This is a genomic window from Dysgonomonas sp. 521, assembly GCF_010501055.1.
Taxonomy (GTDB): domain Bacteria; phylum Bacteroidota; class Bacteroidia; order Bacteroidales; family Dysgonomonadaceae; genus Dysgonomonas.
In genome coordinates this window covers 21,811-36,501 of sequence record NZ_QVMO01000023.1, presented here as the reverse complement: position 1 = coordinate 36,501, position 14,691 = coordinate 21,811, and the positions used below count along the sequence as shown (strand labels likewise).

13 protein-coding genes are annotated in these 14,691 nt (G+C 43.1%); 10 read left to right on the top strand and 3 right to left on the bottom strand.

From position 1 onward, the window contains the following. Positions 1 to 83: 83 nt before the first annotated feature. The 3 genes from D0T84_RS08715 to D0T84_RS08705 all read right to left on the bottom strand — a co-directional run bounded on the left by D0T84_RS08715 (position 84) and on the right by D0T84_RS08705 (position 1,474). A complete protein-coding gene (locus D0T84_RS08715) occupies positions 84 to 530 on the bottom strand; it encodes a YhcH/YjgK/YiaL family protein (protein WP_163307496.1) in 447 nt (148 codons plus the stop codon). Between the two features lie 137 nt (positions 531 to 667). After that, the gene (locus tag D0T84_RS08710) at positions 668 to 1,057 is read right to left on the bottom strand and encodes a DUF805 domain-containing protein (protein WP_163307495.1); all 390 of its coding nucleotides are present in this window, start codon (positions 1,055 to 1,057) and stop codon (positions 668 to 670) included. 30 nt (positions 1,058 to 1,087) lie between these two features. Then, positions 1,088 to 1,474 carry a hypothetical protein gene (locus D0T84_RS08705; protein ID WP_185155718.1) on the bottom strand — a complete coding sequence of 129 codons (387 nt, stop codon included), beginning with the start codon at positions 1,472 to 1,474 and terminating at the stop codon, positions 1,088 to 1,090. A 179-nt stretch (positions 1,475 to 1,653) separates the two neighbouring features. Between D0T84_RS08705 and D0T84_RS08700 the strand changes: the two genes are divergently transcribed. From D0T84_RS08700 to D0T84_RS08655, 10 genes are all read left to right on the top strand, one after another. Beyond that, positions 1,654 to 3,807: a M3 family metallopeptidase gene (locus D0T84_RS08700; protein ID WP_163307493.1), complete on the top strand. Its 2,154-nt coding sequence runs from the start codon at positions 1,654 to 1,656 to the stop codon at positions 3,805 to 3,807. A 355-nt stretch (positions 3,808 to 4,162) separates the two neighbouring features. Further along, on the top strand, positions 4,163 to 4,729 hold the full coding sequence (gene efp / locus D0T84_RS08695; protein ID WP_163307492.1) for an elongation factor P: 567 nt from the start codon (positions 4,163 to 4,165) through the stop codon (positions 4,727 to 4,729). A gap of 561 nt (positions 4,730 to 5,290) precedes the next feature. Then, positions 5,291 to 6,265, top strand: coding sequence for a type I phosphomannose isomerase catalytic subunit (locus D0T84_RS08690; protein WP_163307491.1), 975 nt, complete (start codon positions 5,291 to 5,293; stop codon positions 6,263 to 6,265). Positions 6,266 to 6,386: 121 nt separating this feature from the next. After that, on the top strand, positions 6,387 to 7,346 hold the full coding sequence (hemH, locus tag D0T84_RS08685; RefSeq protein ID WP_163307490.1) for a ferrochelatase: 960 nt from the start codon (positions 6,387 to 6,389) through the stop codon (positions 7,344 to 7,346). Next, the gene (locus D0T84_RS08680; RefSeq protein ID WP_163307489.1) at positions 7,347 to 8,507 is read left to right on the top strand and encodes a glycosyltransferase; all 1,161 of its coding nucleotides are present in this window, start codon (positions 7,347 to 7,349) and stop codon (positions 8,505 to 8,507) included. A 154-nt stretch (positions 8,508 to 8,661) separates the two neighbouring features. Beyond that, positions 8,662 to 10,572 carry a C1 family peptidase gene (locus D0T84_RS08675; RefSeq protein ID WP_163307488.1) on the top strand — a complete coding sequence of 637 codons (1,911 nt, stop codon included), beginning with the start codon at positions 8,662 to 8,664 and terminating at the stop codon, positions 10,570 to 10,572. A gap of 2 nt (positions 10,573 to 10,574) precedes the next feature. Then, the gene (locus tag D0T84_RS08670) at positions 10,575 to 12,380 is read left to right on the top strand and encodes a caspase family protein (RefSeq protein WP_163307487.1); all 1,806 of its coding nucleotides are present in this window, start codon (positions 10,575 to 10,577) and stop codon (positions 12,378 to 12,380) included. A gap of 95 nt (positions 12,381 to 12,475) precedes the next feature. Beyond that, positions 12,476 to 12,739 carry a hypothetical protein gene (locus tag D0T84_RS08665; RefSeq protein ID WP_163307486.1) on the top strand — a complete coding sequence of 88 codons (264 nt, stop codon included), beginning with the start codon at positions 12,476 to 12,478 and terminating at the stop codon, positions 12,737 to 12,739. Between the two features lie 142 nt (positions 12,740 to 12,881). Then, a complete protein-coding gene (locus tag D0T84_RS08660) occupies positions 12,882 to 13,646 on the top strand; it encodes a ParA family protein (RefSeq protein ID WP_163307485.1) in 765 nt (254 codons plus the stop codon). A gap of 135 nt (positions 13,647 to 13,781) precedes the next feature. Then, a complete protein-coding gene (locus D0T84_RS08655; RefSeq protein ID WP_163307484.1) occupies positions 13,782 to 14,690 on the top strand; it encodes a ParB/RepB/Spo0J family partition protein in 909 nt (302 codons plus the stop codon). Position 14,691 lies beyond the last annotated feature (1 nt).

The following is a 14,691-nucleotide window of genomic DNA, read 5'->3' as shown; positions in this document are numbered from 1 at the left end:
ATTAAGAATTAAGAATGAATAATTAAAATCAGAGGATTTATAACTCATAATTCTTTATTTTTCATTCTTCATTCTCAATTAGTTTATATTCTTATTTTTACTACCACTTTTCTTACCTGACCTTCGCCGATACACGGCGCATGTCCGTCTTCGGGAAAGAAGATAAGGAAGTCGCCGGGGGAAACTGTGAATTGAGTTTCATATTTGTCGGCGAAGAACTGGATATCTCTTTCTTCATTGAAGGGTTCAATAGCGTCATTCAGCTCTTTCCGCGCTTTCCAGCCAAATCTTTCAGCCTTACTTACCGGTAGTTGTATGTCTATATACTTGTTGTGGACTTCCAGTCGGGCTTCTTCCTGCGGTTTCAGGTTACTGTCGCTTACCATCAGGAAGAGGTCTTTACCCTTCAACTCTGTTTTGCCTACCTCCGCTTTCGCAAAATCGACGGATTTCAGGTATTCGAACGCTTCTTTAAATAAGGGGTGCAATTGCTCGTATAATGCCGAGTTTGCTAAATTATCTAATATCATATCTATTATTTTATATTTATTGAGTAGGGGCGTATTGCATACGCCCATTCACGGGTTTCTGTTTTCGGGCGTATGCAATGCGCCCCTACAGTTGAATATGTTGTAATAAATATATTTCATTACTAAGCTCTCCTATTTCATTGTTCCGGAGTTCCTATTTCATTTATCATTTCATCTATATCCTCGTTGCCTAATCCTTTCGGGTTATAGCCATAATCATTTTCGCCATAGTCGCCGTCGCCAAACAGCATTACAAGCCCATAGAAAGGTATTATCTGGTACCATCCGCTATTGTCCCTGTCGTGACACCTCTTTGTACCTTGTGCAATCATAAACCAGAAGGCCGGAAGCATCAGTATAAAGAACAGAAGGGCGAGCGGGCTGTCTCCGTTCTGCATAAAGCTTGTTACAAGGCCTACAATCATATAGTAAGCCATATAGATAAGGTAGCTGATCCCATATTCGAGCCTGCGTATACGGCCTCTGATAGAAAACGGGTTTTGAAACATGCGTTGTTTTTGGTCCATAGTCATTTGCTTTTCGTATTATATAGTTTGTTATTTGTACTCCTGAGGTGCAATAACCTCAGAAAATATGTATTTGCCATCAGCATCGTTATATGTATATTTCACGGTTATATCATTATCCCTGAATATCTTCAGGTCGGGCATTGTTTTCAATACCTGTACCAGTTGCGGCTTCAACTGCGTCTTAAAGTTTGTCGTATCCGCAATCACTATCTGCATGATGGTGAGGTGGTACTCAAAGTCGCTGCCGCCTACGGCAACACAGCTGTCCAGACGTGTCCAGTTATCCAGTATTTTGGGGCAATCTTTGTTTGTCTCTTTCGCAATGGTCTGCAAGCGGCTTTCGATGCTGCCCGTACAGTGAGTGAACGAAATGAGGCCAATAAAGAGAAGGAGATAAAGGAGATTGCGTTTCATTCGAAATATGTTCATGGGGTCAATAAAAATTAAACTATACAAGTTTAAGAAAATTAATCGGATTTTTTGTTAATTCGATTGTTTTTTATGACTGATACCGCCTAAATAGTTTCGCTCCGAAGCAATTTTTACTTACATTTGCGCTAAAATCTAATCATTCACACAATTAACTTATTTGTATGAAGAAAATCTTATTTATTCTTAGTTTTTCAATTATGGTCTATTCTTGTAATACTACAAGCAATAAGGATGCGAAAGATAACCCTTTCTTTTCCGAGTTTAGCACCCCGGAGGGAGTCCCTCCTTTCGATAAGATAAAAGCGGAGCACTTCCTGCCTGCCTTTGAGGAAGGTATGAAACGTCATGATGCCGAGATAGACTCCATTGTAAACAACTCCGAACCGGCTACATTCGAGAATACGGTTGTGGCTCTGGACGAATCCGGCAAAATGCTGGACAGGGTAGGCGCCGTACTGGGCATAATGACGGGTACGATGTCGGATTCTACATATCAGGCTATCGAGAAAGAGATTACGCCAAAGCGTACCGAGCATTACGATAATATCAACTTCAACGAAAAGCTTTTTGCCCGCATCAAGGCTGTATATGACGATACTATCAGCACAAAGAGCCTGACCACCGAGCAGAAAATGCTGTTGAAGAAAACATATAAAGGTTTTGTACGTTCGGGTATCTTACTAGATGGCTCTAAACAGGCGCGCCTGCGTGAGATAAACAAGGAACTGAGCAACGCTTCGTTGAACTTCAACCAGAACCTGCTGAAAGAAACGGATAACTACCAGTTGGTAATAGACAAAAAAGAAGACCTTGCCGGATTGCCAGACGATGTAATAGCGGCCGCCGCCAAAATGGCAAAAGACAAAGGCCTCGAAGGCAAATGGGTATTCGGGCTGAGCAAACCAAGCTGGGAACCCTTCCTGCAATATGCCGACAACCGCGACCTGCGCGAAAAGCTGTACAAAGCCATGTACATGCGTGGCGATAACGGCAATGAGTTCGACAACAAAGAAAATATAAAGAAAATAGTAGGCCTGAGACTGGAAAAGGCAAACCTGCTCGGTTACGCCTCCCATGCCGACTATGTACTGGAAGAAACAATGGCCAAAACTCCGGCTAATGTGATGGGCTTGCTTGACAATATATGGAAATACGCGTTGCCTCAGGCTAAGAAAGAATCGGCCGAGCTACAGGCTATAGCCAAAAAAGAAGGAAAAGACATCAAGATAGAATCCTGGGACTGGTGGTACTATGCCGAAAAGCTTCGTAAAGAAAAATACGCGTTGGATGAAGAAGCCCTGAAGCCATACTTCAAGGCTGACAATGTGCGTGAGGGAGTATTTGCCGTGGCAAACAAGCTGTATGGCATTACCTTCAAGCAAAAGAAGGATATCCCTGTGCATCAGCAAGACGTAAAGGCTTATGAGGTAAGCGATGCGGACGGTTCATTTATAGGGATCATCTATTTTGACGACTTTGCCCGTCAGGGTAAACGCCCGGGAGCATGGATGAGCAGTTTCCGCAAACAGGAAGTATTCAAAGGCGAGTTTGTTCATCCGCTGATATACAATGTAGGTAACTACAACGCTCCTACAGACGGAAAACCCGCTCTTCTGACATTAGATCAGGTAGAGACAATGTTCCACGAGTTTGGCCACGGCTTGCACGGGCTATTGTCGAAATGTACATACAACGGGGTTTCGGGAACTGCTGTCGTACGCGACTTTGTAGAGCTTCCGTCACAGGTAATGGAGCATTGGGCATTCGAACCGGAAGTGCTGAAAATGTACGCGAAACATTACGAAACAGGAGAAGCGATACCGAACGAACTGATACAGAAGATACAGAACGCGGGTTATTTCAATCAGGGATTCCGCACCACAGAGCTTGTGGCTGCCGCTATTCTGGATATGAAATGGTATACCCTGACAAAATCGTCTCCGATGTTCGATACAAAACAGGGCGAAGGTCTTGAAAAACTGGACGTAGACAAGTTTGAAGCAGACGCGATGAAAGAAATAGGGCTGATCTCTGAAATCATCCCACGATACAGAAGCACGTATTTCCAGCATGTATTCAGCGGAGGTTACTCGGCAGGATACTACAGCTACCTGTGGTCGGAGGTGCTTGACTCGGATGCCTTCCAGGCTTTTGTAGAAAAAGGCAATATCTTCGATCAGGCTACAGCTAAATCGTTCCGCGAAAACGTCTTGTCGAAAGGAGGTTCTGACGAACCTATGACATTATACAAGAATTTCAGGGGCGCGGAGCCTAATCCGGTTTACCTACTGAAGAACAGAGGATTCGTTAAATAATTATGAATTATAAATTGTGAGTTATAAATTGTGAATCGAGTCTTTTGTCTAAGAGTCTGTTTAAATTTTATAGCAAATCTTTTTTATAGCTATTTTTAGATGGATTTTATCATTTTTGCTAGCCGGTTTAGCGGGCTAAACCAAGAGTAAAAAGGGAATTGAAAATCGGCGGAGCCAAAAATACGCTAAAAAGAGCATAAAAAAATTGCTAAGAACTATTGACATGGACCTGTAATAAAAATTTTCGCTAAAATTTAAACAGGCTCTTAAAACTTATAATTCATAATTTATAACTCATAATTCTTTTTCCTATCTTTGCAACTCGAAAAATTTTAATAAACGAAAAATATAATTAATGGCAACTACTGCAGATATAAGAAATGGTATGTGTATCGACATCGATGGACAGTACTATGTAATTATCGAATTCCTTCACGTAAAACCGGGTAAAGGCGCTGCCTTTGTACGTACCAAAATGAGAAGTGTAACTACAGGGCGTGTACTGGAAAAGACATTCAACGCCGGAGTTAAACTTGACGAAGTACGTATAGAAAGACGTCCTTACCAGTTCCTGTATCAGGACGATATGGGATATAACTTCATGAATACCGAAACCTTTGAGCAGATTTCCCTCGCTGGTGATATGATAGCCGGAGTAGCTTTCCTCAAGGAAGGCGATATGGTGGAAGTACAGGTACATGCCGAAACTGAAACCGTACTGACTGCAGAAATGCCTCAGAACGTGGTTCTTGAAGTAACGTATACCGAGCCGGGACTGAAAGGCGATACAGCAACAAACACATTGAAACCGGCAACTGTGGAAACAGGGGCAGAAGTACGTGTTCCGTTGTTCATCAACGAAGGCGACAAGATTAAGATCAGCACCGCTGACGGCTCGTATGTAGAAAGAGTGAAAAGCTAAATCCGGCTAAGGCTGAATCAGATAATAAAATATTCGGGCTGCCTGTAGGGGTAGCCCGAATTTTGTTTTAATGGCAGGGATAGAGGATGAATATGTGATGTCTCAATTTCAGGAAAGAATAAAACCTCAAACAATTACATATCAGGCAACTATACACGTCAGCCTGTCTTATTGTTTTCACACTGTCTATTTTGCTGTATAAGCCGGAATCTTTTAGAGTCTGTTTAAATTTTATAGCTATTTTTAGATGGATTTTATCATTTTTGCTAGCAGAACCAACGGTCAGCGTAGCTAATTAGCCGGCTAAACCAAGAATAAAAAGGGAATTGAAAATCGGCAGAGCCAAAAAGACGCTAAAAATAGCTATAAAAAAGATTTGCTAAGAACTATTGACCAGAACCTGTAATTTAGGCATGTAATAACAAAAAGTTTAGCTATTTTTGTATCAGTTTTTTTGTAAAACGGAAAGGATAGAATAAAAAAACATGTTTTACATTTGCCTGAATAACTATATTAACTGTCAACACAGATAGCCCGCGTGGCCATAAAAATTATTTACTCATGAATTTATATCCGTTAAAATTTAAACCTATCCTCAAATCGATTATCTGGGGAGGTGATGAAATATGTAAGTTTAAGAACGTAACCCCGCTACAGGAAGGCATCGGCGAAAGCTGGGAAATATCAAGCGTGGAAGGGAACATATCCGTAGTAGCCAATGGTGAACTCGAAAACAAGAGCCTCGACGAAATGATAGCCACATACAAGGAGCAGCTGGTAGGCAAAAAGAATTATGAAACATTCGGGACTACATTCCCGCTGCTTATCAAGTTTATCGACGCGCGCGATAACCTGTCGATACAGGTGCACCCTGACGATGAACTGGCGAAGAAAAGGCACAACTCTTTCGGGAAAACCGAAATGTGGTATGTTATCAATGCCGCTCCCGGAGCGTTCCTCTATTCAGGATTCGAAAAACAAATGACACCCGATTCGTATGTCAAAAGTATCGAAGAAAACACATTTGTAGATTATCTAGCCAAACACGATGTAAAGAAAGGGGATGTATTCTTCCTGCCTGCCGGACGTGTGCATGCCATAGGAGCAGGTACATTCATCGCCGAAATACAGCAAACATCAAATATTACATACCGCATCTACGACTACAACCGTAAAGATGCCAACGGCAACGGGCGCGAACTGCATACCCAACTGGCAAAAGACGCTATCGACTACAAGCTGTACGACAGTTACCAGACATCATATATCCGCAAGGAAAACCAACCTGTGGAATTGGAATCGTGCCGGTACTTTACCACCAACCTGCTCGAACTCACCAAAGATATTACAAGGGACTATAGCGGCAATGACTCTTTTGTTGCCTATATTTGCATGGGTGGGTCTTGCAGCATCAGGGACAACAAAGGAAACGACCTGCACGTAAAACAAGGCGAGACAATATTAATCCCCGCTGACACGCAAAGCGTAAGCATCAGCCCCGAAGGAAGTGTTTTGCTACTGGAAACGTATGTGTAAGCACCTCCCCAACCCCTCCAAAAGAGGGGCTTAGGGCAAAGCCACAACAGGAGAATAAATTATATAATAAAAACACCCTCTTTGCAGCCCCTCTTCGGGAGGGGCTGGGGAGGAGGAAAACATGAAAGGTATACTATTAGTAAATACAGGCAGTCCAAAAACCTGCGAACGGAAAGACGTGAAATACTTTATCCGTTCCATGCTTTCAGACCCTTATGTGCTGACTGTGCCTGACTGGTTTCGCCCGATTCTGGTAAACGGGATTATTATACCCCTCCGCCAATTCAGCTCCACTTCGCATTACCAACTTATCTGGGATAGAACGCTCAAAGACTCGCCTCTCCTACATCAGGCCAAAGAGTTGTCGAAAGAGCTGGAAACCCTCACAGGTATGCCCGCCGAACCCGCGATGAGATACGGGCAACCCGACACCACCGCGGCATTAGACCACCTGCTTGCAAAAAGCGACCGGTTGCACGAAGTCGTTGTGCTTCCACTATTTCCACAGTATGCCGAGTCGTCGTACAAAACAGCGGTAAACGCCGTAGGCGAACTCTTCTTTAAACGACCCTACCCTTTCCGTCTCAAATTTATTGAGCCATACTTCAATCACCCGGCATATATTTCGGCATTGGCTGAAAGCATACGCCCATATATAACAGAGGATTTCAACAAGTTGATCTTCAGCTTCCACAGCCTCCCGCTCCACCATGTAGAAGAAGGCTGGAAAAAAGGAAAGGAATTTGACTATGTATACCAGACAAAGGAGACTGTCCGCCTTGTCATCAAAGAACTGGCATTGGACCAGAAAAAGACACTCCAAACCTACCATTCGGCCATGGGCAGCAACTGGCTCGGTCCCGATTTGGACGACATAGTAAAGGAGTTGGCCGAAGGAGGACAAAGGAAGGTCTTAGTGGTCGCACCCGGTTTTGCGGCTGACAATCTGGAAACGCTCTACGACATCAACATCAAAACAAGGGAACTATTCCTGAAACACGGAGGTACGGAATTCAGATACATCCCCTGCCTCAACAGCGATAAACATTGGGTGGAAGCCATCGTAAAAATAATATCCTGAATGAAGCACATCTTATTCTTCAACGACAGCATGGAAATGGGAGGAACCGAAAAACTCCTCGTAGGATTACTCAATCATCTGGTGACCCAAGACTACGCTATCACCCTCCTCCTGCCCATACGCTCCGACAGGAATATATTGCTAAGGGATTTATCATGGCGGGTGCCCGTAAAATACATATACGACGATAACACCTCACACCTGAAAAAGAAACTGGGCGAGAACCTGATGGTATTCTTTCCGCGCCTGTTTGCTAAATGGAGGGGACTAAAAGCGGCGGATTATGACCAAATAATATGTTTCAAAGAAACCTTCTTCGCACGCATATTCAGCAAAATGAACCTTCCTAAAATACTATGGATACACAACATCCTGTACAAGAGGAAATATGAAGCGGATACACCGAGGGAAAAGTTCTCCGTATGGCTCAACAAGAAGCAGATAAAAAAAGTACAACGTTCGTACGACAGCTTCGACAAAGTAATATGTGTGTCCGATGCCGCCCGCAACGCTTACCTGTCTGTACTCCACAACGGGCAAACACCCCCTCAGGACATCAGCGTCCTTTACAACGCGGTAGACCTGTCTGCCGTTACAGAAAAAGCGAAAGAAAAAATAGAAGACCTGCCCCAAGGCCGAACCAACTTCATCCTGCTTACCCGCACCTCCCCCGAGAAACGTACCGACAGGCTGATAAATGCGGCACAGCGCCTGCATGACGAAGGTTACAATTTCCATATATACATTATAGGCGAAGGAATGAACAGCCGCGAGATGCAGGAGACGGTTGCCTCGCTTAACCTGGCAGACAATATCACACTAATGGGACGTACCGAAAACCCGTTCCCCTATGTCCTGCAATGCAATTGGTCGTTATGCGTCTCCGAGAGGGAGAGCTTTTCGCTGGTACTATTAGAATCGATGGCACTGAAAACACCTGTCATCACCACCGATTGCGGAGGCCCGCACGACATTGTAGATGGCGGCCGATACGGCATACTGGCCGACAACAGTGCCGAAGGCGTATATCAGGGGATGAAAATGGTACTGGACGACCCTACCCTATCCGTAAAATACAGCGCCGGACTAGACAAAGCCGTTGCCCGGTTCGATTATCAGGGCTGGCTGAAGAAAGTGGAGAAATTGCTGATAAACAACTAAAATAAATAAAGTTTTTATTTTGATAATACTGTTAATTGTATTTAATTTGTAGTTAACAATAACCTTTGTCAAAAATATGGGGAGCACAAACTACGTAGAATCCGGTAAACAACTATTCGGATATACTAATTTTAGGAAAATAAGAGTTACAACTGTGAGAACTATAATATTATTATCCGTTCTCCTCTTGTTACCTTACCTATCTCACAGCCAAAATATTGTATTAAATATTACAGGCAAAGTATCAGTAAACGGACAGCCTGTAAAAAAAGGCGATAACTTAAAAGATAACCTCAAAGTAGTTTTCGAAGACCCTAATTCAGAGTTAAAAATACTATCGCAAGTTGGTGTTTGTGTGATCAAACACAAAAACTATGAGCAAAAAAAATCGTCTGAACTATCAGACCTCATCAAATCCTGTATCAGGAAAAACTCTGTGGCCACACTTGACACACGCGCATGGAAGATCAATCCGGATAAGAGTAAACAAATAGAGTTGATTGATATACTTTGTAAAACATTAAACGTTACTTCCGCCAATGTGAACGAACTATTCAGTAGTTACATTACCCCTTATTGCGTTTTGGAATTCGAAACGCCTTACTGGCAGGATATCGCGGATTTTATGCAAACAAAATACGGGTTCAATCCTCCACGGTTTACCGGAGAAATGGATATGACGCAGGAACAATACCAACGTATTCCCCTTGTACCTAAAGTGCGTTCGTTAGCTCCACTACCTCCGGCTGCTTCCCTAAAAAAATACGCTCCCATTCCGGGCAATCAGGGACAATACGGCACATGTACCGGATGGGCGAGCGCGTATGCCGCTAGAACGATCAGTTGGGCGATAAGGAATAACCTGACCGATGTACAGGATATTACAAATCAGGCTTTCTCCCCTTCTTTCATTTATGCCCAGATCAAAAATAACAACGACATTAATTGTCAGGATGGCGCAGTTACCAGCAGGACAGTAGAAGTGCTAAAAGATGTCGGAGCTGTTTTTCTTACAGATTTACCCTATCAATGCAACCCCAACATCTCGCCCTTTATTCAGGAGGCCAAAACCTATGCCATCAAAGATTACCAAAGACTGACGACATACGCGGGAATAAGAAGTGCAGATGACTTTAACAATATAAAAAAGGCTTTAGCGGATAAAAAGCCTGTACTTGTCAGCATAAAATGCTACCAGTCGTTTGGAGGTAAGGTGTGGAATGGAAGACTGGACGACTATATGGGTGGGCATGCCATGTGCATAATCGGTTACGATGACAATTTCGATAACAGCGATGGTACATTCGGGGCAGTAGAATTAATGAACAGCTGGGGAACTACATGGGGCGACGGGGGCTTTATCCGTGTCAAATACCAGGATTTGCCCAAAATACTGAACTATGCCGTATCAATGTATGACGAAGCACGTCCCATGCCACCACCCGAACCACCTAAACCATTACCTGTACCGCCTCCCGCCCCCGATCCGATGAAACGGATGGAAGGCTCATTCAGCCTCATCCTTAGCGATGGAACTTCCATGCAACTGGAAGGAGATGAAGCCGCTTTTCGGGGATTACGGTTGACTAGTGCCGAAAAAATGACATATAACATCCTCGACTCATACCCTGCGGGAACAATGTTCCGCATCAATTTTACCAGTTCGCAACCAGCATATATCTATGTCATTTCCACCGACTCGAAACGCAGCCCACTGGCACAGCTTTTCCCCGATCCGGAAAGGAACATATCCGCATTGCTCGATTTTAACTCTGAAGTCTCAGTATCCATCCCGGACGAAACACAATATATCCAAATGGACGAGACACAGGGCGAAGATTACCTGTGTGTCATTTACTCAAAGGAGGAATTGAATATGGATACGATCAATAATTCCCTGCAAAACAATCCCGGAGAAAGTTTTGTAAGAATAGTAAAAAAAGCGCTTGCGGATAAGATTGTAGAAGCCAACGAAGTAAAGTTCGAAAAAAATAAAATCTCTTTTAAAGCCGCATCAATAAACCATACAGCAGTTCCTATTTTTGTAAAGATAAAACACAGATAACTATGAGATATTTATTTCTCTTTGTAGCCCTGCTATTTTTTACAAGCCTGTCCTTTGCACAAGATCGCAATCTTAAGTTAGTAAAAAAGCCAACAGAGAACCCTACCAGCCAGAAACGCAAAGCTGTCGTTGTCGGCATGAGTGATTATGGTGCAGGCAAAAGCCTGAACAACACGCTAAACGATGCCAACGATATGGCAGATGTGCTTACACGCCTCGGCTTTGAAGTGACGCTTCTCGAAAATAACGACCTGCGCAGCTTAAAGACTAACCTAAACAACTGGTACACCAGCATAGAAGGAAACGATATGGCTGTCTTCTATTTTGCAGGGCACGGGATGGAAGTAAACGGCCACAATTATTTAATTCCTGTGGATGCCGACCTGAATTCACAAACCGATGTTCAATACAACACCCTGAATGTAAACCAAGTGCTTGGCAATATGGACGAAAAGCAGGTAGGTATGAAACTATTGATTTTGGATGCCTGCCGCGACAATCCTTTTACAAGAAGCTGGAGCCGGGGAAACGGAGAAAAAGGACTGACAGGGATGACGGCGCCCACTGGTACATACATTGCCTTTGCCGCGTCACCCGGTGCTGTAGCACACGATGGAGGAACCCATAACTTACGCAATGGCGTATTTACTCATTTCCTGAAACGGGAGATAGTAAAGGAAGGTGTCTCGATAAGTGACCTGTTCGACAAAGTAGGCGGCGAAGTATCCAAACTCACACAAGGCAGGCAAACACCATTTAAAAATAGTAGCCTCACAGGAAGTTTTTATTTTATTCCACCAAGTGACAAACCAACCCCCGCTTTAGAGGTTGATACAGAAAAGCAGGAATGGGTGAGTAGAATGATGGACATAGAATCGAAACTACCCGCTAAATTTCTGAATGATCACACTTGGATGGTGTTCTTTTTTGAAAAAGAACGCAAAGTCTCGGACAGCCAATTGCTGAAAGTTGCAACAGCAGCCAGGTATCTGAATCATAATCCGGGTGCTAAATTAAGGTTGACAGGTTACACAAGCAGAAAGGAAGGTACCCCTATGGAAAACATGATGTTGTCAGAAGCGCGTGCTAAAGGCGCTGCCAATATGTTGATCACAAAATTTGGTATTGACGCAAGCCGTTTACAGGTAGAGTGGCAGGGAGATAGGGAATCGCCCTTTGCAGAGAATGATGCAAATGAAGTGGTGCTAATTCAGGCAGAAAAGAAGACTCTGTCTCCGGCAGAATTAGTTAGTCAGGCAAATACTTATTACAACAATAAACAGTATAACGAAGCCTTTCCATTATATAAGCAAGCGGCTGAACAGGGAAGTACAGAGGCGCAACATAGTCTTGGAAATTGCTACTACTACGGACTAGGAGCGACACAAGATTATAATCAAGCAATATATTGGTTTAGAAAAGTTGCTGACCTAGGGAATGACGATGCACAATGCCGTCTTGGTTACTGCTATGCTAATGGATGGGGAGTATCGAGAAATGAAGCTCAAGCAGTATACTGGTGGAAAAAGGCAGCTGAACACGGAAATGACGATGCACAATATAATCTTGGGATTTGCTATGCCAATGGACGAGGAGTAACAATAGATCATGAACAAGCTGTCTACTGGTACAGAAAAGGAGCAGAACAAGGAAATGCTGATGCACAGTGTGGACTTGGAACCCATTACGTTCATGGCTTTGGTGTAACACGAGATTATAGTCAAGCAATCTACTGGTGGAAAAAGGCGGCCAAACAAGGGAATGATGGGGCAAAAAGTGGCTTGCAGGCATTAGGTGTTAGTTTTTAGAAATTATCACTTTATAATTCTTATCAATGGTAAGGTTATCTCCGTAGGTAATGTGTTGCATTTGGATGCAATTTTTAAACGACATTTTATATCAAATGCATTATATAAAATCCTTCTTTACTAACGGCAAACTGCATATCTACAGCATTCTGTTGTTTATCTTCACTTTCCTGTGGATGACGCTACCCTATAACTCAGGGTCGGATAAGACCATCCAGAAATGGGTAGGCGCTATTCGTATGCTTTTACCTGATAGCTACAAACCAGCATCAGGCGAGATTATATTCATAGATGTTTCCAAATCCAAATACCTCGTTCCGCAACCTCAATATATTTATAAATCCGATGGGACAAAATGACTCATAACCTATAATTCCCCATTTACTTTATTAACAATCTGACCGACTTTTCAACAATATATGTCTTGTTACACAAATTTAACTTCATATTCCTGTTTTTATTTCTTTAATTTGTCTTCGGAAAAAACATCACTAACTTTCTATGGGTAAAATAATAGCATTAGCCAACCAAAAAGGCGGCGTAGGAAAAACAACAACTACAATAAATCTGGCCACTTCGCTGGCCGCTCTTGAAAAAAAAGTACTGGTAGTGGACGCCGACCCTCAGGCAAATGCGTCATCCGGTCTTGGAATAGATATCAAGAAAGTAAATAAAACGATTTACGAGTGCCTCATCAGTACAGCTTCGTCAAAAGAAGCGATCGTAAAAACCGATATAGAGCGACTTGATGTACTGCCCTCCCATATCAATCTGGTAGGAGCCGAACTGGAGATGCTCAATATCGAAAACAGGGAAAAGCAACTGGCAGCAGTACTGGCACCCCTCAAAGAAGATTACGATTACGTCCTGATAGACTGTTCGCCATCGCTGGGGCTGATTACCGTAAACGCCCTTACGGCGGCCGACTCCATCATCATACCCGTACAATGCGAATACTTTGCACTGGAGGGAATCAGTAAATTACTGAACACGATAAAAATAATAAAGAATAAGCTGAATCCTGCACTCGAAATAGAAGGATTCCTCCTTACTATGTACGATGCACGCCTGCGGCTGGCCAACCAGATATATGAAGAAGTGAAGAACCACTTTCAGGATTTGGTGTTCACTACCGTTATCCAGCGTAACATTAAACTGAGCGAATCGCAAAGTTTTGCCCAGCCCGTACTCGTTTACGATGCCGCATCCAAAGGTGCTGTCAATCATATGCAACTGGCGCAGGAACTTATTGAGAAAAATTCCTAACTTTGCAATCCGATATAAGTAATTTCAAATTTAAAGATTTAAAGATTCAAAAATTTAAAGATAAATGTTTGACTACTCACTTTCTTTAATATTTAAATATTAATTTTTTGAATCCCATTAAATTATAAAATAAATATGGCTAAAAAAATGGTTTTAGGAAGAGGGCTCGATGCCCTGATTACCATTGATGAAGTAAAAACCGAAGGTTCATCCTCTATCAACGAAATAGAATTATCTAAAATACAGGCAAACCCCGACCAGCCGCGCCGCATATTCGAAGAAGAAGCGTTACAGGAACTTGCCGCGTCTATTCGTCAGATAGGTGTTATACAGCCAATAACGTTGCGTCAGATCGACAGCGACTCTTACCAGATCATAGCGGGCGAACGCCGCTACAGGGCTTCCCTGTTAGCCAAACTGACTACCATACCGGCATATATAAAAACAGCCGAAGACGAAAACGTCATGGAAATGGCTCTGGTAGAAAACATACAGCGCGAAGACCTCAACTCCATCGAAATAGCTTTAGCTTATCAAAACCTCATAGAAACCTACAACCTCACACAGGAACGCCTGAGTGAGCGTATAGGCAAAAAAAGGACAACAATAGCCAACTACCTACGCCTGCTGAAACTCCCGGCCGAGATACAGATGGGCATCAGGGACAAGAAAATAGACATGGCGCATGCCCGTACCCTTGTCACGTTGGAAGACCCGGCAGCCCAGCTCGAAGTATACGAGCTGATACTCGAAGAAGGCCTGTCGGTACGCAAAGTAGAAGAATATGTGAGAGCTATCAGCAAAGGCGAAAAGCTCGAAGACCTGCTCAAAGAAGAAAAAGTGGTGGAAGCAGTAAAAAAATCGGGTGTAAAAAAAGCCACTCCCGAAGAATTCGCACTGCTGAAAAACCACCTGTCGAAGTTTTTTTCTACCAAAGTGCAACTTACCTGCAACGAGCAGGGAAAAGGAAAAATAAGCATTCCTTTCAAATCGGAAGAGGAATTGGAGAAAATTATTGCTATTTTTGACCAATTAAAGAAATAAA

Coding starts and splice junctions, on each gene's coding strand:
- D0T84_RS08715 (WP_163307496.1), bottom strand. CDS start 530: ATGATATTAGATAATTTAGCAAACTCGGCATTATACGAGCAATTGCAC.
- D0T84_RS08710 (WP_163307495.1), bottom strand. CDS start 1,057: ATGGACCAAAAACAACGCATGTTTCAAAACCCGTTTTCTATCAGAGGC.
- D0T84_RS08705 (WP_185155718.1), bottom strand. CDS start 1,474: ATGAAACGCAATCTCCTTTATCTCCTTCTCTTTATTGGCCTCATTTCG.
- D0T84_RS08700 (WP_163307493.1), top strand. CDS start 1,654: ATGAAGAAAATCTTATTTATTCTTAGTTTTTCAATTATGGTCTATTCT.
- efp (WP_163307492.1), top strand. CDS start 4,163: ATGGCAACTACTGCAGATATAAGAAATGGTATGTGTATCGACATCGAT.
- D0T84_RS08690 (WP_163307491.1), top strand. CDS start 5,291: ATGAATTTATATCCGTTAAAATTTAAACCTATCCTCAAATCGATTATC.
- hemH (WP_163307490.1), top strand. CDS start 6,387: ATGAAAGGTATACTATTAGTAAATACAGGCAGTCCAAAAACCTGCGAA.
- D0T84_RS08680 (WP_163307489.1), top strand. CDS start 7,347: ATGAAGCACATCTTATTCTTCAACGACAGCATGGAAATGGGAGGAACC.
- D0T84_RS08670 (WP_163307487.1), top strand. CDS start 10,575: ATGAGATATTTATTTCTCTTTGTAGCCCTGCTATTTTTTACAAGCCTG.
- D0T84_RS08665 (WP_163307486.1), top strand. CDS start 12,476: ATGCATTATATAAAATCCTTCTTTACTAACGGCAAACTGCATATCTAC.
- D0T84_RS08660 (WP_163307485.1), top strand. CDS start 12,882: ATGGGTAAAATAATAGCATTAGCCAACCAAAAAGGCGGCGTAGGAAAA.
- D0T84_RS08655 (WP_163307484.1), top strand. CDS start 13,782: ATGGCTAAAAAAATGGTTTTAGGAAGAGGGCTCGATGCCCTGATTACC.